Genomic DNA, 26,666 nt, shown 5'->3' on the forward strand with positions numbered 1-26,666 from the left:
TTGGTTCAACACAACTTATGCAAGGGGGATTCATATGACTTCACAAAGCAAAAACAACCATTTACCAGACAGAAGCGAAGTAAAAGAAGAAAACAAATGGCGACTTGAAGATATTTTTGAAAGCGTCGATGCATGGAACAAGGAATTCGAAGCGGTCAAAAAAGAAATTCCTAAGCTCGCCCAATTTAAAGGCAAGCTCGCCCATTCTGCTGATGTACTGTATGAAGCCCTAACCTTTCAGGATCAGCTTTCTGAAAAGCTTGGCAAGCTTTATACATATGCGCACATGAAATACGATGAGGATACAACTAACTCATCATTTCAAGCGCTGAATGATAAAGCATCGAATTTATTTACACAACTCTCTAGTACTTCTGCTTATATTGTTCCAGAGATTTTGTCGATTCAAGAAGATAAATTGCAGCAGTTTATTCTGGAAAAAGAAGAATTAAAACTGTATTCTCATGCTCTTGAAGAAATTAATAAAGAACGTCCACATATTTTAAGTGAGGAGCAAGAGGCATTATTAGCTGAGGCATCTGAACCTCTCTCAACTTCATCTACTACTTTTAGTATGTTTAACAATGCTGATATTTCGTTCCCTTCTGTAAAAGATGAAAATGGGGAAGAAAAGAAAATTACCCACGGCAACTTTATCACATTTTTAAACAGTGATGACCGTGAAGTGAGAAAGAATGCCTTTAAAGCTGTGTATAAAACGTATGATCAGTATAAAAACACGCTTGCTTCGACACTGAGCGGTTCGATTAAAAAGGATAATTTTTATGCAAAAGTACGAAATTATAAATCGGCAAGAGAATCAGCACTATCTCGAAACAGTATTCCAGAAGAAGTATATGACAATCTAATTGATACCGTTCATCAATATTTACCGTTATTACACCGTTATATTGAATTGCGTAAAAAGGTGTTAAAGCTTGATGAAGTGCACAATTATGACTTGTATACACCACTTGTAAAAGATGCTGGCATGAAGCTAACCTACGATGAAGCAAAGGATTATATGCTAAAAGGGTTAGCGCCATTAGGAGAAGAATATGTGTCCGTGTTAAAAGAGGGACTCAATAATCGCTGGGTAGACGTTTATGAGAATAAAGGGAAACGTAGCGGTGCGTATTCATCTGGAAGCTATGGCACAAATCCTTATATCCTCATGAACTGGCAAAATAATATTGATAATTTATTTACACTGGCTCATGAATTTGGGCACTCTGTTCATAGCTACTATACAAGAAAGCACCAGCCATATCCGTATGGAAACTATAGCATCTTTGTAGCTGAAGTAGCTTCCACGACAAATGAAGCGTTACTAGGAGAATACCTGCTGAATCATCTAGATGATAAAAAACAGCGTTTGTATGTGTTAAATCACTTGCTAGAAGGATTTAGAGGAACGGTATTCAGACAGACGATGTTTGCTGAGTTTGAGCATCTGATTCATGTGAAAGCACAAGAAGGAGAGGCTTTAACGCCAGAATTCATGACGAACCTTTATTACGACCTGAACAAGAAGTATTTTGGAGACGGCATGGTTGTGGATAAAGAAATCGGATTAGAATGGACGAGAATCCCTCACTTCTATTACAACTATTATGTCTATCAATATGCAACAGGCTATAGTGCTGCACAGGCATTAAGCAAGCAAATCTTAGAAGAAGGAAAACCTGCGGTGGAGCGCTACACAGACTTCCTTAAAGCAGGAAGCTCTGATTATCCAATCAATGTGCTGAAAAAAGCGGGTGTTGATATGGCTTCCAAAGAACCAATCGAAGCAGCATGTCAATTGTTCGAAGAAAAATTAAAAGAAATGGAAGAGCTCATCTCTAAAACGGGTGAGTAATGAAAAGACTTCTGTCAGACGTGTGAGTGCATACTCATCTTTTGACAGGAGTTTTTTTTCACAAAAAAGACCTCTTCGCATGAAGAGGCCGATCCTTATCATCAACCTTTAAATCCCTTAAAGGTCTTCCGGTGGTTCATTCGATAAAGTGTAAAAAGTATTGCAGCAAATAAGAGTGGCGATGTGAGATAAAGAGGAAGCATTTTCATTAAGCCTAATATGTTTAAAAAGAAACATAAGCCAATGGAAACAAGTCCAATGGTTGTGCTACGCATGCAGATCCCTCCATTTTTTCGTTACTTTCACTATATGAAAGTGACAACCCTCTTATGTTTTGTGACAAAAATATGAACATATAGTATATCTGTTGTCATAAGTCGACAAAATTTGATATACTACAGATGTGAAATTAATCACATACAAACATTACCCCTTTGTTTGACCGTGAAAAATTTCTCCCATCCCCTTTGTTGTCGTTAAGACATAGTGAAACCGCGCTTATCCCGGCGCGGTTTCTTCGTGGTTTAAAAAAGAACAAATGTTCCTTTTTGAGGTAAAGAAAAAACATGGGTCAGCACCCATGTTCATTCAATGTTCATTCTCACAGCGATAGACATCAAGATCTGAATGATGATCATCTTCTTTATAGCGCCAAAACATTTCTTGATGCACTTGTACACGTTCGACTTTTTTAGCGAAAGCTAGCTTTTTCATTTCTCGTTCAACTTCTTCAAGTGTCAGGTCATAAACAACCGCAATCTCTTTAGCAGATGCAAATTGAAAGTAAGCAATAAACCATTCAATTGGAGGTCGTTCTGAAGGTGTTGGTTTTTCACCAATCATTTCAAAAAGGATTTCCTCGTATATATCATAAGAGTACGCACCTGAAATTTTTAATCCTTCATCTCCGTTTACTGTATTAAAAAAGGCAAAGGTCGGAAGCTCAGACACGTCCATCTCAGCGGCAATTTTCATATCACATTTTAGTGCTTTGACAGCACTTTGAGAATGAATATCGCGCTGGAATTCCTCGATGTCTAGTCCAGCGCTTTTTGCATTTTCTAGCAGTACATGTTCACTTGTAACATCTTGCTGATGGCAAAAAAGTGATTCTTGAATGAGACGCAGAAATTTCATTCCGCATTTTCTACCTTGAAGTTCAGCCGCTTTTAATGCAAGCGAGGCGAGATAAGGTGAAGTCACAATTTGTTCAGACAGCATTTGTTCTTTTTTGGTCTGAGTTTTGGTCGCAAATTTCCCCCACGCTTCGGTCAGTAAATGCTTTTTTCGTTTTCGATTCAATGCATTAATACTAGAGCTTGTCACCGTTCGTAAAGTGAAAAAACGGCCGTACTTCATTTTCAATTTTTTAATGGATGGCTCTAATAACCAGCAGTCTGGACTTAGAGGGTCAATGAATACATAAATTTCAATCGGCTTTTGAGGATGTCCGTGACAGTGTGAGAAATATTGATCGTGCGTATTGCAGCTCAAGATCGTCCATCCTTTTCAGGTGTTTGGTTGACCATATGACGAGCCGTTAAAGAAAGCCGCTCAAATAAAAAGTCACGAATATCGCCGGTTAATCCTACTTGATCCATTGCATCCTCCATGCATTCAAGCCATGCGTCAGCCCGCTCCTCAGTAATCGGAAAAGGGAGATGTCTCGCCCGTAGCATGGGGTGGCCATGCTCCTCTGTATAAAGCGGGGGTCCGCCTAAATATTGCGTTAAAAACTGTTTTTGTTTTCTTGCTGTTTCTTTTAAGTCATCCGGGAAAATAGGATGAAGCAAAGGATGACACTTTACATTTTCATAAAAAGTATCAACAAGTTGCGATAGAAGTTCCTCTCCAACCGCTTCGTAAGGTGCGTTAAACGATTGTACCATGTTGACTACTCCTTTTACTCGTAGTTAATAGGATGAAGCGCCCTATTGTGAATTCATTTATTTCAAAAGTGATATTCAGTTTGTTCTATTTTAATGTTTCTATTCTTGTACTTATTTTAACAACCTCATCTCAATTCCACAAACAAACCGCTTTGGTCTATTGGAAATAAGGGGAGAGGCGGGTTCCGTGATCAATTGACCATATCATAACACATTCAGTCAAAAAAGGGTGAAAAGCGACATACAAAAAACCGAAGAGGTTATTCTCTTCGGTTTAAGCGAAATATTGTGCTGTAATTTTCTTTACATAATTTTGTGTTTCTTTAAATGGTGGAATGCCGCCGTATTTATCAACATTTCCTGAGCCTGCATTATAAGCAGCTAAGGCGAGTGAGACATTTCCATTATATTTCTGAAGCATTTGTTTGATATACTTCGTGCCGCCTTCGATGTTCTGGGCCGCATCAAAGGCATTATTCACGCCAAGTGACTTAGCTGTAGATGGCATAAGCTGCATAAGGCCAAGCGCGCCTGCATGGCTGACCGCATTCGTACGATAGCCAGATTCTTGCTTAATGACCGCATGAATTAGCTTTTCTGGAACACCATGTTTTTGAGCCATTTGTGACACAATTTGATTAATTTCCTTTGATGATGAGCCGCTTGAAACAGCCTTTTGAAGCGGCGGCGTGTAGCTGTTGTTTAAGACATTCCCAATACCATTTGCTGTATTCAATGGAGCGTCATTCGCATATGAAGGTTGAGCTTGAAGCTGCTCACCGCCAGCGATAGCAGATAAGTATGGGTTTGTACGCGCGTATTGCGTGTTCGGAGCCGTTGATGGGTCCGTTCCCATAAATGCAGAAATTGAAAGCGGCAGGCGTGATAATTCTGATCCGCCTAAAAAATCTTGCAGCAGCGACTGAAATGAAGCTTGTGCAGTCGATTCTTGGCCGCCCGGCATTTGCGTTTGTCCAGGGTCTGATTGTAATGTTTTAAGCGCTTGGAGCTGCATAAAGGATTGAAGTTGATTGACGTTCATCATGTTCCTCCTTCAAGGAATTCATCTATTCTGTGTTTTCATTTTCTCTTCATAAAAACGTACGACTTTGTTTTTCGTGTTTCGAACAGGGATTTGGAATTGTTGGAGCAATGCGGAGAATGCGGCTTGTCCGATTTCCAGGTCGCTCACTTCAAATTCAAGTTCATGGTCCTCTACTGTTAAATATCGGCTGTGATCCAAAACAATTAAGCCTTCTTTGATCATTTTTTCTGCTCTTGACGTTTCAAGTGAACCAAAATACACAATTTGATCCTTTTGAATGTTCAAATGATCTAGCCTGTCAGCCACTTCACCTTTTGGCAGCTGGAAATCGTCAAGGCTTGAAGGAGGAGCGATCGTTTGGTGGGTTTCGAGCAAGCCTATTTCGTGTGGTTCCTTTAACGTGAGAACCCACTGACCGTTTCTTTCTCTCATTCTTAATGCAGCGAATTGAGATTTTATATCAAATTGAGGTGTATCAAAGTAATGGTTGGTTTGCGTGTGAAAATCCGAATCCTTCAATTGAAAATGTTGTTTCAACTGTTCAAATTCTTCTTTCATTAACAATTGCTTTAGTTCTATTTCAATTTCCTGTGCCATTTTGACATCAACCTTTCATTTAGAGGAAATATGATTATTGTACATGAAGTATGTTCATCATGTAAAAGACTGTTTTTATCTATTATTTCTCTTTCCACATGTGCCAAAATCAATGGATAATTACGTGAAAGGATCATTTATAAGAAGAAAATAGGATTTTCTCAATAAGTTCGGTTTATCAATATTGAACTTGATATGATAAAATAAAGCTGTACTTTGTTGTAAAGGAGATCATGATGCAAAACCGAATTGAAATCGCAGAAGCAACTTTAAAAGAAGACAGGCTGATTTTGACGACCAAGTCAGAAGAGCAAATCCAAAAAGCAAAAGCATCAGGACAAATGCTTGTTGATTCTGATCACTTTGCGTTCGTTTACATACTTGAAAACGAGGAGTCCTTTTCATATCTTATCTTAGGGAAACATACATGGACTCCATTAAAAGAAGCAATGAATCTTGACATCCCTGTCTATTTGACAGCGGGAGGACATTCGTTAGAACTCATTCAGCTTCATCAAGAATTACATTATTTAATCGACAATATTAAAGACAATGCCAATTACGGAGATATGGAAGAGAAAGTGAAGAGCACATTCCTCTGAAATAATTAGGTATATGGAATTGGGGGAAGTTTCATGGACAAAAAACAATGGGATCAATTCCTCGCACCGTATAAACAAGCAGTCGAAGAATTAAAAGTGAAACTAAAAGGCATTCGAAAGCTGTATGAATTCGAGGATGACCATTCACCAGTAGAATTTGTTACAGGCCGAGTGAAACCTGTTGCCAGCATATTAGAAAAGGCAAAGCGTAAAAACATCCCAATGCATGAAATCGAAACGATGCAGGATATTGCTGGGCTTCGCATTATGTGCCAGTTTGTAGAAGACATACAAGTCGTGAAAAAAATGCTCCAGTCACGAAAAGACTTCGTGGTTGTTGATAAACGCGACTATATTGCAGAGCATAAAGAAAGCGGATACCGTTCGTACCACCTTGTTGTGTTATATCCGCTGCAAACGATTAATGGAGAGAAGCAGCTCCTCGTCGAAATCCAAATTCGTACACTTGCGATGAATTTTTGGGCGACCATTGAGCATTCTCTGAATTATAAATATAGCGGGAATATCCCGGAGAAAGTCAAGCTGCGCCTTCAAAGAGCTTCCGAGGCAGCATCTCTTCTTGATGATGAGATGTCTGAAATTAGAGGGGAAATTCAAGAAGCACAAGTGGCATTTTCCCGGAAAAAGAAAAACGATAGCTGAGCCTGTGCTTGATCAAATATGATGCTGCCCTCTCATAGCAGCAAGGTGGAAAAGGAGAAGAATTCATGAAATTTGCAGTTTCTTCGAAAGGGAATTCTGTATCTGACACACTCAAAAGTAAAATTCAGACCTACTTATTGGATTTCGGGATGGAACTCAATGAAGAGGAACCCGATCTTGTCATTACGGTTGGTGGAGACGGCACCCTTCTTTATGCGTTTCACCGTTATAGCGACCGTCTGAATGAAACAGCTTTTGTCGGTGTTCATACAGGTCATCTTGGTTTTTATGCTGACTGGGTGCCAAGTGAAATTGAAAAACTCGTTTTAGCTATTGCGAAAACCCCTTATCACATTGTGGAATATCCGATCTTAGAAGTCATTGTCAGATACAACGATGGCGGCAGAGAAGAGAAATATTTAGCCATGAATGAATGTACGATTAAAAGTATGGAAGGGACACTTGTGGCAGATGTTGAAATTAGGGGTCAGCTGTTTGAAACATTCAGAGGTGACGGTCTTTGTCTGTCTACACCGTCTGGCAGTACAGCCTATAATAAAGCACTTGGGGGCGCCATTATTCATCCTTCCATTAGAGCCATTCAGCTGGCAGAAATGGCTTCAATCAACAACAGAGTGTTTCGAACGGTCGGTTCGCCGCTTATTTTACCAGACCACCATACTTGTGTCATAAAGCCGAGGAATGATGTCGATTTTCAGGTAACCATTGATCATTTGACGCTGCTTCATAAGGATGTCAAATCCATTCAATGCCGGGTAGCAGACGAGAATGTCCGCTTTGCCCGATTTAGACCATTTCCGTTTTGGAAAAGGGTGCAAGATTCCTTTATCGGAAAAGGAGAATAAGAAAGAGGTCGTTCTCGCTGGAATACTTTACACTAAACAAAACCATGACAGCCAAAGAAGAAGGGCTGCTTTTAAAGGATTATTTAATAGATATTGGCATTTCGAAAAGAATGCTGACGGATATTAAATTTGATGGCGGTGATCTTCTCATTAATGGCGAGCATGTGACTGTGAGATACAAGCTGCATAACGGAGACAGGCTCACCATTTTATTCCCACAGGAAAAAGTGAGTGAAGGGCTAAAGCCTGCTCCGATTCCGCTTGATATTTTATTTGAGGACGAGCATGTCCTTGTGCTAAATAAAAAGCCATATATCCCGTCCATTCCTTCTAGGGAGCACCCAGAGCACAGTATTGCAAATGGGTTGCTGCACCATTATGCAGAGCAGTCTGTTCGGCTGACAGTTCATTTAGTGAATCGTCTGGATCGTGATACATCTGGCGTCATGCTTGTGGCCAAGCATCGTTTTGCCCACAGCCTTTTATCAAAAGCGCAGAAAAGTGGAGCGGTCAAACGAACATACAGAGCGTTTACACATGGCATGATCAAAGAAAAGCATGGAACCATTCGTGCAAAAATTGCCCGAAAAGGAGATAGTATCATTGAGCGAATGGTCGATGATACTGGACAGGAAGCTGTGACGCATTTTACAGTGCGAGCGGTGGACGCTGAGTTGAACATGTCAGCTGTGACGCTAGCACTTGAAACGGGGAGAACCCATCAAATTCGTGTTCATATGCAGTATCTTGGTTACCCACTCATCGGAGATACGTTATATGGCGGAACGAGTGAGCGGATGAACCGGCAGGCACTGCATAGTGAGACTCTTGTCTTTCCTCATCCGATGACTGGAGAGGTAATGACATTTTCGGCTCCGCTTCCTGAAGACATGAAATCATTGCTGCTTTAAATAGAGAAACCCGGCTACCTGCAAGCGCAGGGCCGGGTTTTTTTATGATGTGAAATGCTGAAACCTTGAATCGTCATAAGGCATAGAGGAAGGAACAGAAACCGTTTCAAGCTCAGGATATTTGAGGGCAGACAGCCGGTGGCCAAATACGCAGCCTGTATCAATGTTGACAGTTCTGCCAACAAATCGTGGTTCTTTCACTGGTGTATGTCCGTAGACAATCCATGGTTTTCCGCGATATTCCTTTGCCCAATCCTTCCGCACAGGTCGTCCATCCGGCCACGTCTCTCCTGTGACTGCGCCAAATAATAGATAGGATCGCATCTGTTTGTTCGGCTTTCTACCAATGTCCTTTTCCTTCATCGCTGCGTGAGCAATCATCAGTTCATCAGGAATAAGTACATCGTAAAGCGGAGCCTTCTCAAATAGCTGCTTAAATTCATGTGACAATTTGGTTTGTTCATGAAGGGGCAGCTTTTTTATTTCGTTCACTGTGGTTTCGATGCCATGAAGTAATTTCACCGGATTTCCTTTTAAATAACGATAAAGCTTAAAGCAATGGTTGCCAGGTACGTAGCGGATCGCGCCGTGTGAGTAGGCATGAATGACAAATCGCATCACATCTACTGACTGAGGTCCTCGATCTGTTAAATCACCGACAAGGGCTAGCGTTCTCTTATCAGGATGGACGGGTAATCCATGTTTGAGTTCGTATCCTAGTTTGTGTATGAGGGTAAGCAGCTCTTCGTAGCAGCCGTGGATATCACCAATGATATCAAATGTCATAAGATTTCCTCCTGATTTTTCTCATCCATTCATCGGGGCTAAAGAAGTTTGAATTTTAGAACATATAACGAATGGCTTTCTTTTCGTTTAGGCAATTGTTAGAATCAATGCTTTAACGTAAACCTTAGAAGATTAAACATCAATGTTAGGAGGCTTTAGCCAATGGAGCATACATCTGTTTCATCACTCGTTATCGTTATTATTGTCGCCTTTTTCACCCCACTTTTATTGCACCGATTTAAGCTGACCATTCCGGTCGTTGTTGCTGAAATCATCATGGGGCTCATCATTGGAAAAAGCGGTCTTCAGCTGGTTGTTGAACATGATGCATGGTTAGATACGTTATCCATGCTCGGTTTTATTTTTCTGATGTTTTTAAGTGGACTTGAAATAGATTTTTCTTCTTTCGAGTCAAAGAAGAAAGCACGAGAACTACCAAATGGTCTAAAAGAACCGAATACGTTTAAAGCAGCCACTATTGTTTTTCTTGGCGTATTTAGTATTTCTTTTATTCTGTCCTATGCGTTTGTCCTTGCAGGGTTTATCCAAAATGCCTTTTTAATGACGCTTATTATATCGACGATCTCATTAGGGGTAGTGGTTCCCACCTTAAAAGAGGAAAAGTTGATGCAGACGAATATCGGTCAAATCATCTTGCTTGTCGCTGTCATTGCTGATTTGGTGACGATGATTTTACTTGCTGTATTTTCCTCCATTTATGGCGATGGTACAGGGAATATGTGGCTTCTGCTCTTATTATTTGCTGCGGGCATCCTTCTTTATTTATTTGGCCGCGTATTTAAGACAAAGTCAATTTTTCAGTCCATGTCAAAAGGGACCGTGCAAATTGGGACAAGGGCGATCTTTACTCTCATTATAGTCTTAGTTGCCTTATCTGAATCACTCGGTGCTGAAAATATTCTTGGAGCGTTTTTAGCGGGCGTACTTGTGTCCCTTCTTTCGCCGAATAAAGAGCTTGTCCAGCAACTGGATTCATTTGGCTACGGATTTTTGATCCCCATCTTCTTTGTGATGGTCGGCGTGGATTTGAATATATGGGCACTGTTCAAGGACCCAACCATTATGATCATGATCCCGCTTCTATTTATTGCATTACTGATTAGTAAGCTCATCCCGATTCTTTATTTGAAAAAATGGTATGACATGAAAAAAGTGATCGGTTCTGGCTTTTTATTAACATCGACATTATCACTCGTCATTGCAGCTGCGACGATCGGGGAGCGGCTCGGAGTCATTGATCATAAAATGTCCGGCGCGCTGATTTTAGTCGCGATACTCACGAGTATATTAACGCCTGTCTGGTTTAAAGCGCTGTTTAAAAAAGAGCAAGCTGCGAGCCATAAAAAACGTGTGACCTTTATTGGTGCAAATCAGCTGACCTTACCTGTCACACTCGATTTACATCAGGATGAATATGATATTCGAATTTTGCATGTCTTTCAAGAAAATAAAGAAGCGATGCTTGCCGACTCCATCTTTGAAGTCGAATCGATTGAAGAGTACGATGATGAGACGCTGCGAAAGGCAGGCGTTGGCCAGGAGGATGTCCTCGTCGTCGCAACAGGCAGTGAGACGAAAAATAAGGAAATTGCTTTATTTGCAAAGGAAGAAGGAGCGAAACAAGTCATTGCGAGTGTGAGCAAAGCTGAGGCAGAGCTGACATTGAAGGAAGCGGGCATTGATACGTTTTCTAATTTCCTATCATCTAAAACGGTGCTAAGAGCCTTGATTGAAGCACCGGATGCGATTCGATTATTAACAAATGAGGATACTTCCTTGTATCAAATTCAAATGAATAATCATCGCTATCACAATGTCATGCTGAGGGAATTTCCGTTTACCGGCGATTTGGTCTTTGTCCGTATTTTCAGAGGGGTAGACAGTTTAGTCCCACATGGAGATACGACGCTTAGAAGCGGTGACCGTGTGCTTGTGTCGGGCTCTCGTGAGTATGTAGCAGGACTTAGAGCCCAATTAGAGTGAGAATGAACCCTTGACCAATGAACAATTCCTGATTAAGATAGAAGTACAACATCATATATTTGATCCACTAGGGGAGTCCTTTAAAAGGGCTGAGATAAAAGTATCGACTTTTAGACCCTCATTACCTGAACAGGTTCATACCTGCGTAGGGAAGTGGTGCGGTTTTTGACTATGTTTTTGACAAATTCCAAGCCACTTTCCACGCGGAAAGTGGCTTTTTTATATGGAAAAACAGGAGGAGAGGAACATGACGTTTTCAATTGAATGTAAAGAAGCAGCAGCAACATGGTGGAATGGAAGCTTTACACACCCCTTTGTGAAAGGAATTGGAGATGGCACGCTGTCACTCGATCGTTTCACGTATTATGTGATGCAGGATTCATATTATTTAACTCATTTTGCAAAGGTGCAAGCATATGGAGCGGCGATTAGTGAGGACTTACATACGACGGGCAGAATGGCGTATCATGCGCAGGGAACGTATGAAGCGGAGCTGTCGCTGCATAGAAAGTTTACAGAGCTTTTAGAGATTTCAGATGAAGCCATCGAAAACTTTAAGCCTTCTCCCACTGCTTACGCATATACCTCACATATGTACCGGTCTGTGAAAAGTGGACGATTCGAAGAGATTTTAGCTGCGTTATTGCCGTGCTACTGGCTTTATTATGAGGTGGGTGAAAAGCTGAAACAAACCACACCTGACCATCCGATTTATCAAGAATGGATTTTGACATATGGAGGGGATTGGTTTAAGGAACTCGTCTTTGAACAGGTCAACCGCTTTGATGAACTAGCCGAAAAAGCACCAGAACATGTACGGGCCAATATGAAAGAAAATTTTGTGATTTCTAGCTATTACGAATACCATTTCTGGGAGATGGCGTATCAAAAAGAATTGTGGCAAACAGCATGTTTAGATGGGGTTGGTGCAAATGGAACTCCACGCAGTGACAAATGATTCGCTTCCTGCGAGTGAGCTGATCAAACAAATAAAAAACATTACACCTGAAGTGGATTTTATTCATATCCGGGAACGGTCTAAAACAGCAAGTGAGCTTGTTGATCTCGTGAAAGGTCTCCTTTTAGAAGGTGTACCGAAAGAGAAGCTCATCATCAACGACAGAGTAGACGTTGCGCTGCTCACCAATATTCACCGGGTACATCTCCCGGGCCATAGCTTTTCGCCAAAAGAGCTGCGTAAAAAATTCCCTCATCTTCATGCGGGCGTCTCTGTTCATTCGATAGAAGAAGGGAAAGTAGCTGAGAAAAATGGAGCAGAGTATGTCATATTTGGGCACGTATATGACACCACTTGTAAACCAGGACTTCAGGCAAGAGGCATACAGCTTGTGAAAGAACTGACATCTCTACTATCTATTCCAGTCGTGGCGATCGGTGGTGTGACACCTGACCGCATACCAGAATTGAGACACGCGAATGTGAAAGGGATTGCTGTCATGTCTGGAATTTTTACTCATCATCAGCCGCGCAAGATGGCACAAGCATTTTCTAAACAAGTAAAGGAGCATCCTTATGAAGAAGCATTATGATGTGGCAATCATTGGTGGTGGAATCATAGGGATGTCCATTGCCTATCACCTTGCAAAAGCAGGAAAGCAGGTCGTCTTACTTGAGGCGAATGAGGTAGGGAAGCAAACAACAAGTGCGGCTGCTGGGATGCTCGGTGCACATGCTGAAGGAGAGGGTCATGAGGATATTTTTTTTCAAGTAGGCAGAGCAAGCCAGGCATTGTACGAAAAGTTAAAAGTCGATCTACAGCATGAATCTGGCATTGATATTCGAACATCAGCGGGCGGTATCATGAAGGTAGCCTTTTCAGAAGAGGAGAAACAAGCACTTTGCCGGATGCAGCATTTGTCTACATTTGAGTGGCTTGACGCAAGCAGCGTAAAAAAATGCATGCCTCAAATAGCAGAGAACATTTTAGGAGCAGGTTTGATTAAAGAGGATGTTCATGTCGAACCTTATGCGGTATGCCGGGCATTTTGGCAGGCGGCGGTCAGGTACGGGGCAGAAGTGAAAGAGTGTACACCCGTGATCGAAGTGAAGCGGGAGAAAGAAGCGTTAGCGATTAGAACAACGAAGGGAACATTCACATGTGATGATCTCACTGTAGCAAGTGGTGTATGGTCTGGCCGTTTTTTTGAAGAGCTTGGATTATCTCATTCTCTTTATCCAGTAAAAGGGGAATGTGTGTCTGTATGGAATCATGGTCCAGCACTCCAACACACCATTTATCATGATCATTGTTACATTGTTCAACGAGATAGCGGCAAACTGGTCGTTGGCGCAACGATGAAGCCAAACGAGTGGCAAACTGTTCCGACGCTTGGCGGCATTGAAGCTGTCATTCAAAAGGCGTCACAGCTGATGCCTTCGATCAAGGAGATGCCGATTGATCAGTGCTGGGCTGGCCTTCGTCCGGCGACAAGCGACCGGCATCCCTACATTGGTAGACATCCAGAAGATCAGCGTATTCTTTTTGCTGCAGGGCATTACAGAAATGGCATTTTACTTGCCCCGATTACTGGAGAAATCATTCGCGAACTGATATTAGGTGAGCCGGTCAAAACGGAATGGCTTCACGCATTTCGTATTGGCCGAAAGGAGGCACTGTTTGTATGAAAATTCAATTGAATGGCAGAATCGTTGATTTCGAACAAGAGAATGGAACGATCTATGACCTGCTATCAGACTATCAGCTTGAAAATCGAGTAGTGATTGTGGAAAAGAACCAAGAAATTATTGATAAAGAAGCGTTTCAACAAGTGAAAATTGAACCTAATGACACGATCGAAATCGTTCACTTTGTAGGAGGAGGATGACAACATGCTGCACATTGGCGGGAAAACATTCACATCTAGATTATTACTTGGTACAGGGAAGTACCCATCATTTGAAGTCCAAAAAGAAGCCGTGAACGTATCAGAAGCAGAAATATTAACCTTTGCTGTGAGAAGAATGAACATTTTCGAAGCATCTCAGCCAAACTTTTTGGAGCAGCTTGATTTATCAAAATATACGCTGCTTCCGAATACAGCTGGTGCTAGTACAGCGGAAGAGGCAGTTCGAATTGCTCGTTTAGCGAAGGCTTCTGGACTGTGTGACATGATCAAGGTAGAAGTCATTGGCTGCTCAAGGTCTCTTCTGCCAGATCCAGTCGAAACGTTAAAAGCATCCGAAATGCTACTCGAAGAAGGATTTATCGTGCTGCCATATACATCTGATGATGTGGTACTGGCAAGAAAATTAGAAGAGCTTGGTGTCCATGCCATCATGCCAGGTGCTTCGCCGATTGGTTCAGGGCAAGGCTTACTAAACCCTCTGAATCTCTCATTTATTATCGAGCAGGCAAAGGTACCGGTGATTATTGATGCTGGTGTAGGCTCTCCAAAGGATGCGGCTTATGCGATGGAGCTAGGGGCTGACGCTGTATTACTGAACACCGCTGTGTCAGGTGCAAAGGACCCTGTGAAAATGGCAAAAGCCATGAAGCTGGCGATTGAATCAGGAAGGCTAGGCTTCGAGGCGGGACGTATTTCTTTGAAAAACTATGGGACAGCAAGCAGTCCGCAGGAAGGAATGCCGGCATTTTGAGCACACGCTATTCACGACAAGAGCTCTTTCAGCCAATTGGACTAGAGGGGCAAAAGCGGTTAAATGACTCAAAGGCTGTCATTATTGGTGCGGGAGCGCTTGGAACAGCTAGTGCGGAAATGCTCGTTCGTGCTGGCGTTGGTTCTGTCACCATTTTAGATCGAGATTATATTGAGTGGAGCAACCTTCAGCGTCAGCAGCTTTACACAGAGCAAGATGTGCAGGATCGGCTGCCAAAGGCCGTGGCGGCTGAAAATAGACTCAAACAGATAAATAGTGACGTGCAGGTCAAAGGAATCGTCGTCGATGTGACCGCTGAACATATTGATGAACTGGTCAGCGGCGCTTCAATTATTGTCGATGCAGCGGATAATTTCGAGGTGAGAATGATCGCTAATGATGCAGCTGTCAAACATCAAATTCCATTCCTTTATGGAGCTTGCGTCGCCAGCTATGGTATTCAATTTACTGTCATTCCTGATGAAACACCGTGTTTACACTGCCTGATTGAACATTTACCTGCACAAGGCATGACATGTGATACAGCCGGTATCATTAGTCCAGTTGTGCAGCAGGTGGCAGCATATCAAGTGGCAGATGCCCTGAAGTATTTAACAGGTCATCAAGTGACGCCAATTTTAAGATCGTTTGATTTATGGACCAATGAGCGGTCTGACATCCGATCAACCAGCTCCTTAAAGAAGAAACAATGTCCAAGCTGCGGACTGAAGACATATCCTTTTCTCTCCTATGACAAGAGAGCGAAAGCAGATGTACTATGCGGCCGCAATACGGTCCAAATCCGCAGTGCAGCCGAAACCCCGCCGTCGTTACACGAAGTGGCTCTTCGGTTAAAGAAAGCAGGGATGGATGTTCTTGAAAATCCGTATTTGCTTTCCTGTCAAAAGAATGAATATAAGCTTGTCTTATTTAAAGACGGCAGAGCCCTTGTCCATGGCACAAATGATGTGGCAAAAGCAAGAACCATTTATCATCAATGGATTGGCTAATGAGAGGTGTGATGAAATGACGATCAAAAAAGCATTCACAATTGCAGGTTCTGATTCTGGCGGCGGAGCAGGCATTCAAGCTGATTTAAAAACCTTTCAGGAGCTCGGTGTGTTCGGAATGTCTGCGATCACAGCGATTACAGCACAAAACACACTAGGTGTTCACGGAGTATATCCGCTTTCAAACGAGGCGTTAGAAAGTCAAATTGATGCAGTGGCAGAGGATTTACTGCCAGATGCCGTCAAAACAGGAATGCTGTGGAGCGCAGACATGATCAAGATAGTTGCTGAAAAAACGGTTCAATATGACATGAAGCTCATTGTCGATCCAGTGATGATCGCAAAAGGAGGCGCTTCTTTATTAAATGAAGATGCGGTCTCAGCGTTGAAAACACACTTGCTGCCTATCAGCTATGCCGTAACGCCGAATCTTCCTGAGGCAGAAGTGCTGACAGGCATGCGCATTCAGACAAAAGAAGATCGCTATCTAGCAGCGGAGCGTTTATATGAGCTTGGTACGAAACATGTCGTGATCAAAGGCGGTCACGGTCCATCTGGCGGGATGATTACAGACCTATTGTATGATGGAAAAGGCTTTATAGAAGTCACAAATGAACATATTGATACACCGCATACACATGGCACAGGCTGCACGTTTGCAGCGGCGTTAACAGCTGAAATAGCGAAAGGATCCTCCATGAGGGAGGCTTTTGACACAGCAGAAACCTTTGTCCATGAAGCCATCAAGTTCCCTTTAAATATTGGGGCTGGACACGGACCTACCAACCATTTTGCTTATCAGCAAAAACGGCTCAAACGATAAGAGAATCGAACCGTCTTCATTTGCGAGGACGGTTTTTTGATGAAAAAGAAACTTTCTTTCAGCGGAAATTGTCATTCTCTCTTGATCTGTGATAATATTATGATCAGGTACTAATACTATGTCTTGAAAAAATAGGAGGCTTTATTACATATGAACTTTTCTTTAGAAGGCCGTAATATCGTGGTAATGGGTGTTGCCAATAAACGAAGCATCGCTTGGGGAATTGCCCGCTCACTTCACGAAGCTGGAGCTCGTTTGATTTTTACTTATGTTGGAGATCGTCTTGCTGAATCTGTAAAAGAACTTGCAAGCACACTTGAGCGTGATGATTCAATCATTCTTCCATGTGACGTGACAAGTGACGAAGAAATCGAAAAATGTTTCGCTACAATTAAAGAAAAAGTACAAGTCATTCATGGCGTTGCGCATGCAATTGCATTTGCAAACAAAGAAGAGCTTGTCGGTGAATACTTAAACACGAACCGTGAAGGTTTCCTTTTGGCGCACAACATTAGTGCATACTCTTTAACAGCTGTAGCAAAAGCAGCACGTCCATTAATGACAGAAGGTGGAAGCATTGTCACGCTTACATACCTAGGCGGAGAGCGTGTAGTATCTAACTACAACGTAATGGGTGTAGCGAAAGCAGCACTTGAAGCAAGTGTGAAATACTTAGCAGCTGATTTAGGCGCAGAAGGTATTCGTGTGAATAGTATTTCTGCTGGTCCAATTCGTACGCTGTCTGCAAAAGGCATCAGTGGCTTTAATACCATTCTGAAGGATATTGAAGAGCGTGCACCGCTTCGTCGTACAACGACTCCTGAAGAAGTTGGCGATACAGCTCTATTCTTATTCAGTGATCTATCACGCGGCATGACAGGTGAGAATCTGCATGTTGATTCTGGCTTCCATATCATTGCTCGATAAACAACTAAATGATTTGCAGCATACCGAATAAGGGTATGCTGTTTTTTATTTTTCTTCTGATTTGAGTCGTCCGCTCATATATATAAGGAATGAATCAATCGGGAGGGATTAGTATGTCAAATAAAGGTGATGAGAACCAGAAGCCGCTTATGTATATTGTTCAGCCGAGCTATGATGAATCAATGCCGGCCATGCAAAATATTGTGAGAAAGCGAAAGAAATCAGAAAAACCACAAGAAATTTCTAAGAGAAAAAAAGACAAGGTCGAAGAAAGTACACACGAGGAACCCGTGGCTCAAGAAATCGAGAAGAAAAAAGAAGCAAAGCCGCCTGAGCGTCAGCAAGAGCAAGACATGATGCAAGAAGCAGAGCTTACCCAAGAACAAGACATCATAAAAGAGCCAGAGCTTATACAAGAACGAAAACCTCAGCGAGAAGAGGAGAAGCCGCCAGAAGGCGTTTTTCATGAAACAAAAGAAGAACCTAGAAGAAAACGAGTGAAAAAGCCTTTAAGTCAGATGAGCATTGACGAAAAAGTCGATTTTCTCACAAGCCTGCCTCATAATATGCCAAGAGCCCTTTGCCTGATTGAAGCTGATGGTAAAACATATAGAGGGATTATCATGGATCGAAAAGAAGATACAGTGGTCATTCGAACAGCGGGCGGGGGAAATCCAGTTGAATTAGCAATAGATGAAATTTCCTCGATTCATCCACTTGGCTTTTAACGAATAAAAAAAGTCCCATAGAGGGACTCAGATTGTAGAGAAACTCATGTTTTTCTACAATCTTTTTTATTTTCATCGTAATGATGATGGATGAGATTAAAGAAAAAGGCCTCCCACACACCTAGCCTAGCTTCGCTAGGTGTGTGGCAATCTTCTTCATGTTCTGACAGGCAGCTGTGAGAAGCACTTGCTCACTCACATTTTGTTTTCCCCTCAACCGGCAGTAGCGAAGCCCATGCAGTTGTTTTGAATCTGCAAAGCTTCGCTCTATTTTTTCTTTTCTTTTTTTATATAGCTCTTTTCCAGAAGCAGACAGACGATTTTGTCTGATCTTTTCTTTATGTTCTTCCCATACATGTCTTGAGATCACTTTTTGATGATTTTTCGACCTTGTACAGCTCTCTAGGAAAGGACACGATACGCATTTTTTAGGGTCTGATTTGTAGAATCGATAACCTTTTCGATCAGTTGTTGTATATAATAGCTTCTCGCCATTTGGGCATATGTAGTGATCATGTTCAGAATCATACTGAAATTTCCATTTCTCAAATAATCCTCTTGTTGGATGAAAGCGTCTATGTGCGATGACACCAAAAATACGGCGATCGGATAAACCTTTACAGATTGGGGTTGTCAAATAACCAGAATCAAGGGCAACAGCTTCTACTTGAAAACCAAATCGGGCGATTTGGTGATCCAATCGATCAAGATACGGAACAGAGTCATGGATATTGCCGGGCGTGACATGGGCATCCGTGATGATATTGTACTTCATATCCGTTGTACGGTGGTCTAGGTAGAAAAAGCCTTCTGGCTTGTTTTCACGATAAAGATAGCCACTTTCAGGGTCAGTCGTACTTTGACGAATGTCTTTTTCCGTTTTCACCTCCTCTTTTACCTTTAAGGGCTTTTTTCCGTGTACCTCTCGATCTTCTTGGATCGCTTCTTCTAAATCATTTATATAGTTCTGAGTATCTTGTTCAATCGTTTTTCTCGTATATTTATGTTTATTGGCATTGGCTTTAAGATGAGTCGAATCAGTAAAAAGAACGCGGCCTCCTACCATATCATGATTGATGGCTTGAAGCACAATTTCATCAAAAATGTCTTGAAAAATCGTTGTATCTTTGAATCGAGTACGACGATTCCAGCTAATGGTCGAGTGGTGGGGAACGGGGTCATTGATGTTCAAACCTAAAAACCATCTATACGCCATGTTATAGTAAATTTCTTTTTCAAGTTGTCTTTCAGAACGGATACCGTACAGGTATCCGATAAACATCATTTTGAACAAAATAAGTGGATCAAGAGAAGGACGACCTTTATTCTCACTATAATAGGGTTTGACTTTATCTACGATAAATGAAAAATCAATGTACTGATCAATTTTACGAAGCAGGTGATCCTCTTCGACCAGTTGATCTAGCAATACAAATTCGGCTTCGTGCTGAGAAGAATTTCTAGTGTGGAACATGAGAAAAACACCTTCCTTTAGTATGCTTTTCTCTATTATAAAACGGGGGAATGGAAACTTTAAGGGAAAAAATAAAGCTGTCGAGATTTTCTCGACAGCCTGAGTGTCCCTTATAGGACACTATTTTTTTAGTCTTTAATTAAAAAGCCAGCATCATCGAGCGCTTGGATGGCTTGGTCAAGCTGCTTTTGACTGTAAGAAGTGAGTGTATGTAAATGCACGCCGTCTGTTAGTTCTGACAAGTAGGAGGCGCCCGTGTTAGAAATGTGATGAACGAAATCAGCTACTTGCTTGCGTGTGCTGACGCGAATCGAGGCCGTTAGTTCACCGTAAACAGGGTGCTCTATAATCACATCTTTTACCGTCACACCAAAGTCTACAATTAAGGTCAGTTCCTCTTCTGTACGAACAGGATCATGCTTGCAGGCGATGATTTGTTCAATTTCTCTTTCTGGCGTATGCTGAGATGCCATATACACATAGCCTTGACTTGTGGCAATAATGGGTTCGTTTTTTGCTTTTAATAGTGAGATATCTTGTACAATGACTTGTCGAGAGACAGCCGCCTTTTTAGCCAAAAAGCTTCCGGTGAGCGGTGTATCTGTTTCTTTCAACCACTCTAAAATGGCGTTTCTTCTCTCTTCGCCAATGAGTTTCCTCTCTTGCTCCACGTCTTATGCTCCTTTCTTCTCCTTTTGCAATTGTTCAAATGTATGCAAAAGCTGATCGATGTCCGCTTTTGACGACTTCGATCCAAATGATAGTCGAATGAATTGAAGAGCATCACGATCTGATACGTGTAATGCCTTCACAGCCGGGGAAGGATGATGATAACCAGAAGCACATGCGCTTCCAGTCGATATACAAATCCCATGCCGGTTACATGCTAACATTACATATTGTCCTTCAAACCCTTCAAAAAAACAACCAATAATATGAGGCAACATAGGGCGATTGCCATTGTTCTGAAGTGTACGAACAGGAAGCTGTCTCATTTTCAGCTGCTGATGAAAATAATGACGAAGCTGCTCATTTTGCCGCTTTTGCTCATCTAGCTTAAGTATCAATTGTTCGCTCGCAGCAGCAAAAGCACCGATGCATGGAACGTTCACTGTTCCAGGGCGGAAGCCATTTTCCTGAACTGCACCTGAATATAAAGGCTTCCAAGGAACGTGAGCACCCAAATAGACAGCACCAGCGCCCTTAGGTGCATACACTTTATGGCTCGATATGGATACGGCATCAACCCCAAGCTCCTTGATGGACACACGAACCTTTCCGAATGTTTGCACGGCATCTGTATGAAAAAGAATGTGCCTTTCTTTTAAAATGGGTGCTAATTCAGCGAGCGGCTGGATAATCCCTGTTTCTGAATTAGCATGCTGGATAGATACTAATCCTGTTTCAGGCAATAATGCATCTCTGAGAATGTCCTGAGTGATGATCCCATCTTGATTCGGTTCAATGATCGTAACCTTCGCGCCAAGACGCTCTAAGCTCTTAACCGCATGATGAACAGAAGGATGCTCTACAGAAGTTGTGATGACATGCTGCCTGTCTGCTGGCAGACCATTTGCCATCGATTGAATCGCAAGAAGATTGGATTCCGTTCCGCCGCTTGTAAAGTAGATGCCCTCTGGTTCACCCTCAAGAATGGCAGCGATTGATTGTCTGCTGTAAGTCAGTATGTCATTTGCTCTTCCGCCTGCATCATGTAGACTGCTTGCATTCCCGTAGCAATCTTTACTTAGCTGATGAAAAACATGCAGTGCCTCCTCCGAAACAGGTGTAGAAGCTGCGTAATCTAAATAAACCAATCCATCCATCTCCTATAAGAAAATTTTTTCTTGTATTTATTGTAGTGTTGTGTAATGATATGTGTCAAGACAGGTGTAAATGACAGGAGGGGCGATGGTGTCATCAATCAAAAAAATCATTGTGGTGGGATCAGGCATTGCAGCGCTTTCCTTTGCAAAAACCATTTCAGAAAGCTGCGAAGTCATCATGATGACAAAAAAACAATTTTCCTCTAGTAATTCCATGCTTGCACAAGGAGGAATCGCAGCTGCCTTTTCAGCACAGGATTCTGTTCATCAGCATGTACAAGACACATTAGCTGCCGGCTGTGATCACAATGATGAAAGGGCGGTACAAGAGATCGTACGTCTTGGAAAGCATATGGTGGAGCAGCTCGTAGAAGAAGGCTGTCCATTTGATCAAACGGAGACGGGCGTGCCGCAATTAGGTAAAGAGGGGGCGCATACGACTCATCGCATTTTGCATGCAGGAGGAGACCAAACAGGCAAAACCCTCGTGCAGTATTTAAAAAATCAGCTTGGCTCACATATTCATTTATATGAAAATTCCCATGTCGTTGATCTGCTCGTTCACGAAGGAACCTGCATAGGAGTGGTCTGGAAAGACGAGAAAGATCGCGTACATACTATGACCGCAGATGCCGTTGTTTTATCCACGGGCGGCTGCGGCTCCCTATATGAAACAAACACAAATGACCCTTCTATAACAGGAGACGGACTGATGATGGCTTATCGAGCTGGAGCACAGTTAGCTGATCTCGAATTTGTTCAATTCCATCCCACCCTCTTGACGATCGCTGGAAAAGCAGTCGGTCTCGTTTCAGAGGCAGTCCGAGGAGAGGGAGCTTATTTAGAAGATGAAACAGGTAGGAGGATCATGGAAGGCATTCACCCACAAGCTGATTTAGCGCCTAGAGATATTGTCGCTAGAGCTATTTTTCATGAGCAGCAATTAGGTCATGATCTGTATCTCAATATCAGCGAAATTCCACATTTCTCAGTTCGTTTTCCAGCCATTGCTGCAATGTGTGAGCGGGCAGGTGTCGATATGGCAAGCGGCAGGCTCCCAGTTTCCCCTGGTATGCATTTTTTAATGGGCGGAATCTGCGTGAATGAATATGGAGAAACGACGGTTCCATCTCTTTTTGCCATCGGAGAAGCGGCCTGTACAGGCTTACACGGAGCGAACCGATTGGCGAGTAATTCTCTCTTGGAAGGTCTCGTTTTAGGAAACAAAGCGGCACGGAGAATTGAACAAATAGCTAAACAGAAAAAAACAATCCCTTCTTTCTCTATTCAAGAAGTATGGTCCGTCCCAGAAATTTCAGAGGATCAGTTGAGACAATGGATGACGACATATGCCGCAATTGTAAGAAAAGAAAAAGGGCTAAAGACCTTGCTTCAAACATTACAGCAAGTCCCTTATCAGCAAGTGAATGTGAAGAATATCACAAGTCAACAGATCGAATTAAGTAATCAATGGACATTAGCGATTTGCCTTGTGAAGTCTGCATTACTTCGTACAGAAAGCAGAGGCGGCCATTATCGATTGGATTATCCAAATCGGAATGATGCATTATGGCGGGGCATGCAAATTGTCCATGAAAAAGGCCACATTCACATGATGAAAAATGAAAGGATCGGTGCCAAATGGAACGTTTACAGTTAAAACAAATGCTGACTCATTTTTTCACAGAAGATATTGGTTTTGGAGATGTATCAGCTGATGGCATTTTTGGAGAAAAGAAAGGAACAGCCTATATCATCGCAAAACAATCGGGTGTATTGGCAGGTTCTCAAGTCATTGACATAGGGTACCGCCTGCTGAATGAACAGATTCAGACTGAGTTGTTCTTTGAAGAAGGTGATTGGATTCATTCAGGGGCAGTGCTGGCGAAAATAAAGGGACCAGTCAGCGACTTATTAAAAGGAGAACGGGTCATTTTAAATGTCTTGCAGCGCATGACAGGTATCGCCACTTTAACACATGAAGCAGTGCAGCGATTAGCGGACCCGTCGATTACGATTTGTGATACGAGAAAAACGACGCCCGGCTTGCGTATGTTAGAGAAATACGCTGTGAAGACAGGTGGGGGAAAGAATCATCGCTTCGGCTTATCAGATGGGGTGATGATTAAAGATAATCATATTGCCGCATGCGGCTCTATTCGTGAAGCTGTAGAGAAAGCAAGAGCATATGCCGGTCATATGGTGAAAATTGAAGTAGAAATTGAATCAGAAACGCAGCTTAAGGAAGCCATTGATGCAAAGGCCGATGTCATCATGTTTGACAACTGCTCTCCGGACGAGGTAAAACATTTTAAACAAATGACGCCGGAGACAATTCTGACAGAGGCTTCAGGAGGTATCACGCTAGAGACATTGCCAAGTTACAGAGGGACAGGTGTCGATCTTATTTCACTTGGTTTTCTGACACATTCTGCCCCAGCATTTGATTTTAGTATGAATATGGAATTCAGTCATAAAGGGGGAACAACTCATGTCACTGCTTGATGTACTCGCAAATCAACATGCAGCCATGATGCCAGAAGAATATAAACACCGCTCTGTTGATGAGATGAAGCAGCGTGTGTTAGACATTAAACGAGCCTTTGGATCAAAGCTTTTTATACCAGGGCATCATTATCAAAAGGATGAAGTCATCCAATTCGCAGATGCAACAGGAGATTCATTGCAGCTCGCACAAATAGCCGCGGACAACAAGGAAGCGGAGTACATTGTGTTCTGCGGTGTTCACTTCATGGCTGAAACGGCAGACATGCTGTCAAATAAGAATCAAAAGGTTCTATTGCCAGATATGAGAGCAGGCTGTTCAATGGCAGATATGGCGAACATGAAACAAACGGATAGAGCATGGGAGCAGCTCACTGATCTGTTTGGGGAGACAATTCTTCCACTTACGTATGTCAACTCAACAGCTGATATTAAAGCATTTGTCGGAAAGCATGGCGGGGCCACAGTGACATCATCAAACGCTAAAAAAGTGCTGGAGTGGGCGCTCACACAAAAAGAGCGGATTCTGTTTCTCCCTGATCAGCATTTAGGGCGTAATACGGCCTTTGATTTAGGCATTTCACTTGAAGAAATGGCTGTCTGGGATCAAATAGAAGAAAGGCTCATCACCGATCAGCCGCTTTCCCGCATCAAGATGATTTTATGGAAAGGCCATTGCTCTGTCCATGAGAAATTTACGGTGCGAAATATTGAAGAAACGAGAAAAAGAGACCGTGACATTCAAATTCTTGTCCATCCAGAGTGCACGCATGAAGTCGTCACGGCTTCTGATCTTGCCGGTTCAACGAAATTTATTATTGATACGATCAAGGAAGCACCAGCAGGAAGCAAGTGGGCGATTGGAACAGAGATGAATTTGGTTAAGCGGATCATAGATCAGCATCCAGATAAACAAATCGAATCCCTCAATCCGGATATGTGTCCATGTTTGACGATGAATCGAATCGATCTCCCTCATTTGTTATGGTCACTAGAAAGCATAGAGAAAGGTGATCCGGTCGGTTTGATTCAAGTCAATGAAGACACGACAAAAGACGCTTTACTTGCACTGAATAAAATGCTCGCCATTAAATAATGAATCAGCCCCTCCTATCAGAAAACAAGTTTTTATCATATTGGCTTGTAAATAGGCATAAATTTATGGTGAAACATATTGTACTTCTGACATAACCGTTACGTTCACGTTTTGCATAGGAGGGGAAAACGTTGAAAATTCATATTGTGCAAAAAGGAGACTCCCTTTGGAAAATTTCAAAGAAATACGGAGTCGACTTTCAAGAATTGAAAAAACTAAATTCACAGCTCAGTAATCCAGATTTGATCATGCCGGGTATGAAGATCAAGATTCCATCTAGTGGTGTTCCTGTAAAAACAGATCATCAGAAAGCAAAAGAAATGCCAAAGCCGAAAGAACATCCGTATGTGAAAGAAAAGCCAAAAGATGTCGTGCAAGTGCAAGATACGAAGCCGAAAGAAAAGCCAAACGAACCTGTACCTTATGTACCGCCAGTGCCAAAGATCGAGCAGCCAGCTTTTCCACAAGTCGATGTGAATTATTATCAGACCAATCTGTACCAGCCATTCACGCCTCCTCCCAAAAAAGAACATCATGAGAAAAAAGATCACGTTCATGAAAAGAAAGATCATGTTCATGACAAAAAGGATCATAAAGATCATGTTCATTATGAGAATAAGGAGCATAAAGACAACAAGGACCATTTCCATCATGAAAATAAAGGTCATTTAAAAGATGAAGTGGCAAAGGGGTATGATCCGTTTATTCATATTCCGCATCAAAAGGAGGAGGGAAAAGATATGGAGCACAGCAATTACCCAAACCTTCCTAATTTCCCGCAAATGCCGAATGTAGGAGGCGCAGCGGTAGGGGGAATGGCTGAGAATAAGGAACATCATCACCATCACCAGCATCATGACGCATATGATCCTTATTATGGTCATGGTCATTACATGCCGGCAATGTATCCATATCCGCAGCAAATGATGCCAGCATCGCCAATTTTACCAGGCTCAGGTCTTTGCTATCCTATCCAGCCTTATTATCACCATCATCACATGATGCCATATCCATACCCAGCGCAGCCATATTATCCTGCGTATCAAGCGCCAGCTTATTACGGAGAACATTATGAACATCATGCAAACGACGGGCATCACTGGCACCACCATATGCATCCAAATGCCAATGCCAACGCCAACGCCAATGTCAATGCGAACGTGAATCAAGGTTTTTATCCAAATGTTTCAAATGAAGCTTACGGCAAGGAAGACTGCGGATGTGTTGATGGCATGAAGCAGCATCAGCCGTGGCCAGGACATTACCCGAATCCTGTACCTTATGGCCAAATGGGGGCTTATCCAGCTCAGCCTTATATGCAGCCATATCCAGGTCAATCTGTTTTTGCAAGACCAGAGGAAGACGAAGAAGAGTAATGACAGAAGGAGCGATCTCAATCGTTCCTTTTTTTGTTTATAACTGACAGCTTGATTTT

The 26,666-nt window shown here is 42.3% G+C and carries 28 protein-coding genes and 1 riboswitch; of the genes, 19 read left to right on the forward strand and 9 right to left on the reverse strand.

From position 1 onward, the window contains the following. Positions 1 to 34: 34 nt before the first annotated feature. Positions 35 to 1,861 carry an oligoendopeptidase F gene (pepF, locus tag MHI11_RS06120; RefSeq protein ID WP_284906233.1) on the forward strand — a complete coding sequence of 609 codons (1,827 nt, stop codon included), beginning with the start codon at positions 35 to 37 and terminating at the stop codon, positions 1,859 to 1,861. A 101-nt stretch (positions 1,862 to 1,962) separates the two neighbouring features. Here pepF and MHI11_RS06125 read toward each other — a convergent pair whose 3' ends face one another. From MHI11_RS06125 to MHI11_RS06145, 5 genes are all read right to left on the reverse strand, one after another. Beyond that, positions 1,963 to 2,136 carry a hypothetical protein gene (locus MHI11_RS06125; RefSeq protein ID WP_044139629.1) on the reverse strand — a complete coding sequence of 58 codons (174 nt, stop codon included), beginning with the start codon at positions 2,134 to 2,136 and terminating at the stop codon, positions 1,963 to 1,965. A gap of 313 nt (positions 2,137 to 2,449) precedes the next feature. Next, positions 2,450 to 3,355 (reverse strand): ClpXP adapter SpxH family protein, encoded by a 906-nt coding sequence (locus MHI11_RS06130; protein WP_340960679.1) that lies wholly within the window; start codon positions 3,353 to 3,355, stop codon positions 2,450 to 2,452. Continuing rightward, a complete protein-coding gene (locus MHI11_RS06135; protein WP_008355333.1) occupies positions 3,352 to 3,750 on the reverse strand; it encodes a globin domain-containing protein in 399 nt (132 codons plus the stop codon). The genes MHI11_RS06130 and MHI11_RS06135 overlap by 4 nt, the downstream gene beginning before the upstream one ends. A 274-nt stretch (positions 3,751 to 4,024) precedes the next feature. Continuing rightward, positions 4,025 to 4,792: a lytic transglycosylase domain-containing protein gene (locus MHI11_RS06140; protein ID WP_050945269.1), complete on the reverse strand. Its 768-nt coding sequence runs from the start codon at positions 4,790 to 4,792 to the stop codon at positions 4,025 to 4,027. Between the two features lie 21 nt (positions 4,793 to 4,813). Continuing rightward, positions 4,814 to 5,392: a CYTH domain-containing protein gene (locus tag MHI11_RS06145; RefSeq protein WP_050945267.1), complete on the reverse strand. Its 579-nt coding sequence runs from the start codon at positions 5,390 to 5,392 to the stop codon at positions 4,814 to 4,816. A 236-nt stretch (positions 5,393 to 5,628) separates the two neighbouring features. Between MHI11_RS06145 and MHI11_RS06150 the strand changes: the two genes are divergently transcribed. From MHI11_RS06150 to MHI11_RS06165, 4 genes are all read left to right on the forward strand, one after another. After that, the gene (locus MHI11_RS06150) at positions 5,629 to 5,994 is read left to right on the forward strand and encodes a UPF0738 family protein (RefSeq protein ID WP_003210805.1); all 366 of its coding nucleotides are present in this window, start codon (positions 5,629 to 5,631) and stop codon (positions 5,992 to 5,994) included. A gap of 33 nt (positions 5,995 to 6,027) precedes the next feature. Then, positions 6,028 to 6,657, forward strand: coding sequence for a GTP pyrophosphokinase (locus MHI11_RS06155; protein ID WP_003211990.1), 630 nt, complete (start codon positions 6,028 to 6,030; stop codon positions 6,655 to 6,657). A 65-nt stretch (positions 6,658 to 6,722) separates the two neighbouring features. Continuing rightward, positions 6,723 to 7,523 carry an NAD kinase gene (locus MHI11_RS06160; protein ID WP_003211364.1) on the forward strand — a complete coding sequence of 267 codons (801 nt, stop codon included), beginning with the start codon at positions 6,723 to 6,725 and terminating at the stop codon, positions 7,521 to 7,523. A 44-nt stretch (positions 7,524 to 7,567) separates the two neighbouring features. Beyond that, positions 7,568 to 8,434: an RluA family pseudouridine synthase gene (locus MHI11_RS06165; protein WP_106067206.1), complete on the forward strand. Its 867-nt coding sequence runs from the start codon at positions 7,568 to 7,570 to the stop codon at positions 8,432 to 8,434. Positions 8,435 to 8,476: 42 nt separating this feature from the next. Here MHI11_RS06165 and prpE read toward each other — a convergent pair whose 3' ends face one another. Beyond that, on the reverse strand, positions 8,477 to 9,220 hold the full coding sequence (gene prpE / locus MHI11_RS06170; protein WP_106067207.1) for a bis(5'-nucleosyl)-tetraphosphatase PrpE: 744 nt from the start codon (positions 9,218 to 9,220) through the stop codon (positions 8,477 to 8,479). Between the two features lie 162 nt (positions 9,221 to 9,382). Here prpE and MHI11_RS06175 point away from each other — a divergent pair, with 162 nt between their 5' ends. The 10 genes from MHI11_RS06175 to MHI11_RS06220 all read left to right on the forward strand — a co-directional run bounded on the left by MHI11_RS06175 (position 9,383) and on the right by MHI11_RS06220 (position 18,330). Beyond that, positions 9,383 to 11,224 carry a monovalent cation:proton antiporter family protein gene (locus MHI11_RS06175; RefSeq protein ID WP_106067208.1) on the forward strand — a complete coding sequence of 614 codons (1,842 nt, stop codon included), beginning with the start codon at positions 9,383 to 9,385 and terminating at the stop codon, positions 11,222 to 11,224. Positions 11,225 to 11,283: 59 nt separating this feature from the next. After that, a riboswitch (TPP riboswitch) is annotated at positions 11,284 to 11,393 on the forward strand. A 78-nt stretch (positions 11,394 to 11,471) separates the two neighbouring features. Further along, the gene (gene tenA / locus MHI11_RS06180; RefSeq protein WP_106065000.1) at positions 11,472 to 12,182 is read left to right on the forward strand and encodes a thiaminase II; all 711 of its coding nucleotides are present in this window, start codon (positions 11,472 to 11,474) and stop codon (positions 12,180 to 12,182) included. Beyond that, positions 12,157 to 12,774, forward strand: a complete 618-nt coding sequence (gene tenI / locus MHI11_RS06185; RefSeq protein WP_340960684.1) for a thiazole tautomerase TenI — start codon at positions 12,157 to 12,159, stop codon at positions 12,772 to 12,774. The genes tenA and tenI overlap by 26 nt, the downstream gene beginning before the upstream one ends. Continuing rightward, positions 12,758 to 13,870 carry a glycine oxidase ThiO gene (gene thiO, locus MHI11_RS06190; RefSeq protein WP_340960686.1) on the forward strand — a complete coding sequence of 371 codons (1,113 nt, stop codon included), beginning with the start codon at positions 12,758 to 12,760 and terminating at the stop codon, positions 13,868 to 13,870. The genes tenI and thiO overlap by 17 nt, the downstream gene beginning before the upstream one ends. Beyond that, the gene (gene thiS, locus MHI11_RS06195; protein ID WP_044139614.1) at positions 13,867 to 14,070 is read left to right on the forward strand and encodes a sulfur carrier protein ThiS; all 204 of its coding nucleotides are present in this window, start codon (positions 13,867 to 13,869) and stop codon (positions 14,068 to 14,070) included. Before thiO ends, thiS begins: the two co-directional genes overlap by 4 nt. A gap of 4 nt (positions 14,071 to 14,074) precedes the next feature. Next, the gene (locus MHI11_RS06200) at positions 14,075 to 14,842 is read left to right on the forward strand and encodes a thiazole synthase (protein ID WP_185107543.1); all 768 of its coding nucleotides are present in this window, start codon (positions 14,075 to 14,077) and stop codon (positions 14,840 to 14,842) included. Next, positions 14,839 to 15,852 (forward strand): thiazole biosynthesis adenylyltransferase ThiF, encoded by a 1,014-nt coding sequence (locus MHI11_RS06205; RefSeq protein WP_340960689.1) that lies wholly within the window; start codon positions 14,839 to 14,841, stop codon positions 15,850 to 15,852. The genes MHI11_RS06200 and MHI11_RS06205 overlap by 4 nt, the downstream gene beginning before the upstream one ends. 16 nt (positions 15,853 to 15,868) lie before the next feature. Then, entirely contained in the window at positions 15,869 to 16,675 is an 807-nt protein-coding gene (thiD, locus tag MHI11_RS06210; protein ID WP_044139612.1) for a bifunctional hydroxymethylpyrimidine kinase/phosphomethylpyrimidine kinase, read from the forward strand. 150 nt (positions 16,676 to 16,825) lie between these two features. Next, on the forward strand, positions 16,826 to 17,602 hold the full coding sequence (fabI, locus tag MHI11_RS06215; RefSeq protein WP_003211867.1) for an enoyl-ACP reductase FabI: 777 nt from the start codon (positions 16,826 to 16,828) through the stop codon (positions 17,600 to 17,602). 113 nt (positions 17,603 to 17,715) lie between these two features. Further along, the gene (locus MHI11_RS06220) at positions 17,716 to 18,330 is read left to right on the forward strand and encodes a spore coat CotO family protein (RefSeq protein WP_044139611.1); all 615 of its coding nucleotides are present in this window, start codon (positions 17,716 to 17,718) and stop codon (positions 18,328 to 18,330) included. Positions 18,331 to 18,451: 121 nt separating this feature from the next. Here MHI11_RS06220 and MHI11_RS06225 read toward each other — a convergent pair whose 3' ends face one another. From MHI11_RS06225 to MHI11_RS06235, 3 genes are all read right to left on the reverse strand, one after another. Next, a complete protein-coding gene (locus MHI11_RS06225; protein ID WP_340960248.1) occupies positions 18,452 to 19,804 on the reverse strand; it encodes an IS1182 family transposase in 1,353 nt (450 codons plus the stop codon). Positions 19,805 to 19,932: 128 nt separating this feature from the next. Beyond that, on the reverse strand, positions 19,933 to 20,475 hold the full coding sequence (locus MHI11_RS06230) for a transcription repressor NadR (protein ID WP_113767496.1): 543 nt from the start codon (positions 20,473 to 20,475) through the stop codon (positions 19,933 to 19,935). A gap of 3 nt (positions 20,476 to 20,478) precedes the next feature. Next, complete coding sequence (locus MHI11_RS06235; protein WP_189318711.1) at positions 20,479 to 21,621, reverse strand: IscS subfamily cysteine desulfurase; 1,143 nt, start codon at positions 21,619 to 21,621, stop codon at positions 20,479 to 20,481. Between the two features lie 94 nt (positions 21,622 to 21,715). Here MHI11_RS06235 and nadB point away from each other — a divergent pair, with 94 nt between their 5' ends. The 4 genes from nadB (at position 21,716) to safA (ending at position 26,607) form a co-directional block, all read left to right on the forward strand. Next, positions 21,716 to 23,290 carry an L-aspartate oxidase gene (gene nadB, locus MHI11_RS06240; protein WP_340960692.1) on the forward strand — a complete coding sequence of 525 codons (1,575 nt, stop codon included), beginning with the start codon at positions 21,716 to 21,718 and terminating at the stop codon, positions 23,288 to 23,290. Next, positions 23,272 to 24,135 (forward strand): carboxylating nicotinate-nucleotide diphosphorylase, encoded by an 864-nt coding sequence (gene nadC / locus MHI11_RS06245; RefSeq protein ID WP_106066914.1) that lies wholly within the window; start codon positions 23,272 to 23,274, stop codon positions 24,133 to 24,135. The genes nadB and nadC overlap by 19 nt, the downstream gene beginning before the upstream one ends. Beyond that, entirely contained in the window at positions 24,122 to 25,231 is a 1,110-nt protein-coding gene (gene nadA / locus MHI11_RS06250) for a quinolinate synthase NadA (protein WP_044140010.1), read from the forward strand. Before nadC ends, nadA begins: the two co-directional genes overlap by 14 nt. Positions 25,232 to 25,362: 131 nt before the next feature. Beyond that, the gene (gene safA, locus MHI11_RS06255) at positions 25,363 to 26,607 is read left to right on the forward strand and encodes a SafA/ExsA family spore coat assembly protein (protein WP_340960693.1); all 1,245 of its coding nucleotides are present in this window, start codon (positions 25,363 to 25,365) and stop codon (positions 26,605 to 26,607) included. Positions 26,608 to 26,666: the final 59 nt, after the last annotated feature.

The sequence above is a fragment of the Bacillus sp. FSL K6-3312 genome (genome assembly GCF_038007485.1).
GTDB lineage: Bacteria > Bacillota > Bacilli > Bacillales > Bacillaceae > Bacillus > Bacillus pumilus.

Coding starts and splice junctions, on each gene's coding strand:
- pepF (WP_284906233.1), top strand. CDS start 35: ATGACTTCACAAAGCAAAAACAACCATTTACCAGACAGAAGCGAAGTA.
- MHI11_RS06125 (WP_044139629.1), bottom strand. CDS start 2,136: ATGCGTAGCACAACCATTGGACTTGTTTCCATTGGCTTATGTTTCTTT.
- MHI11_RS06135 (WP_008355333.1), bottom strand. CDS start 3,750: ATGGTACAATCGTTTAACGCACCTTACGAAGCGGTTGGAGAGGAACTT.
- MHI11_RS06140 (WP_050945269.1), bottom strand. CDS start 4,792: ATGAACGTCAATCAACTTCAATCCTTTATGCAGCTCCAAGCGCTTAAA.
- MHI11_RS06145 (WP_050945267.1), bottom strand. CDS start 5,392: ATGGCACAGGAAATTGAAATAGAACTAAAGCAATTGTTAATGAAAGAA.
- MHI11_RS06150 (WP_003210805.1), top strand. CDS start 5,629: ATGCAAAACCGAATTGAAATCGCAGAAGCAACTTTAAAAGAAGACAGG.
- MHI11_RS06155 (WP_003211990.1), top strand. CDS start 6,028: ATGGACAAAAAACAATGGGATCAATTCCTCGCACCGTATAAACAAGCA.
- MHI11_RS06160 (WP_003211364.1), top strand. CDS start 6,723: ATGAAATTTGCAGTTTCTTCGAAAGGGAATTCTGTATCTGACACACTC.
- MHI11_RS06165 (WP_106067206.1), top strand. CDS start 7,568: ATGACAGCCAAAGAAGAAGGGCTGCTTTTAAAGGATTATTTAATAGAT.
- prpE (WP_106067207.1), bottom strand. CDS start 9,220: ATGACATTTGATATCATTGGTGATATCCACGGCTGCTACGAAGAGCTG.
- MHI11_RS06175 (WP_106067208.1), top strand. CDS start 9,383: ATGGAGCATACATCTGTTTCATCACTCGTTATCGTTATTATTGTCGCC.
- tenA (WP_106065000.1), top strand. CDS start 11,472: ATGACGTTTTCAATTGAATGTAAAGAAGCAGCAGCAACATGGTGGAAT.
- tenI (WP_340960684.1), top strand. CDS start 12,157: ATGGAACTCCACGCAGTGACAAATGATTCGCTTCCTGCGAGTGAGCTG.
- thiO (WP_340960686.1), top strand. CDS start 12,758: ATGAAGAAGCATTATGATGTGGCAATCATTGGTGGTGGAATCATAGGG.
- thiS (WP_044139614.1), top strand. CDS start 13,867: ATGAAAATTCAATTGAATGGCAGAATCGTTGATTTCGAACAAGAGAAT.
- MHI11_RS06200 (WP_185107543.1), top strand. CDS start 14,075: ATGCTGCACATTGGCGGGAAAACATTCACATCTAGATTATTACTTGGT.
- thiD (WP_044139612.1), top strand. CDS start 15,869: ATGACGATCAAAAAAGCATTCACAATTGCAGGTTCTGATTCTGGCGGC.
- fabI (WP_003211867.1), top strand. CDS start 16,826: ATGAACTTTTCTTTAGAAGGCCGTAATATCGTGGTAATGGGTGTTGCC.
- MHI11_RS06220 (WP_044139611.1), top strand. CDS start 17,716: ATGTCAAATAAAGGTGATGAGAACCAGAAGCCGCTTATGTATATTGTT.
- MHI11_RS06225 (WP_340960248.1), bottom strand. CDS start 19,804: ATGTTCCACACTAGAAATTCTTCTCAGCACGAAGCCGAATTTGTATTG.
- nadB (WP_340960692.1), top strand. CDS start 21,716: ATGGTGTCATCAATCAAAAAAATCATTGTGGTGGGATCAGGCATTGCA.
- nadC (WP_106066914.1), top strand. CDS start 23,272: ATGGAACGTTTACAGTTAAAACAAATGCTGACTCATTTTTTCACAGAA.
- nadA (WP_044140010.1), top strand. CDS start 24,122: ATGTCACTGCTTGATGTACTCGCAAATCAACATGCAGCCATGATGCCA.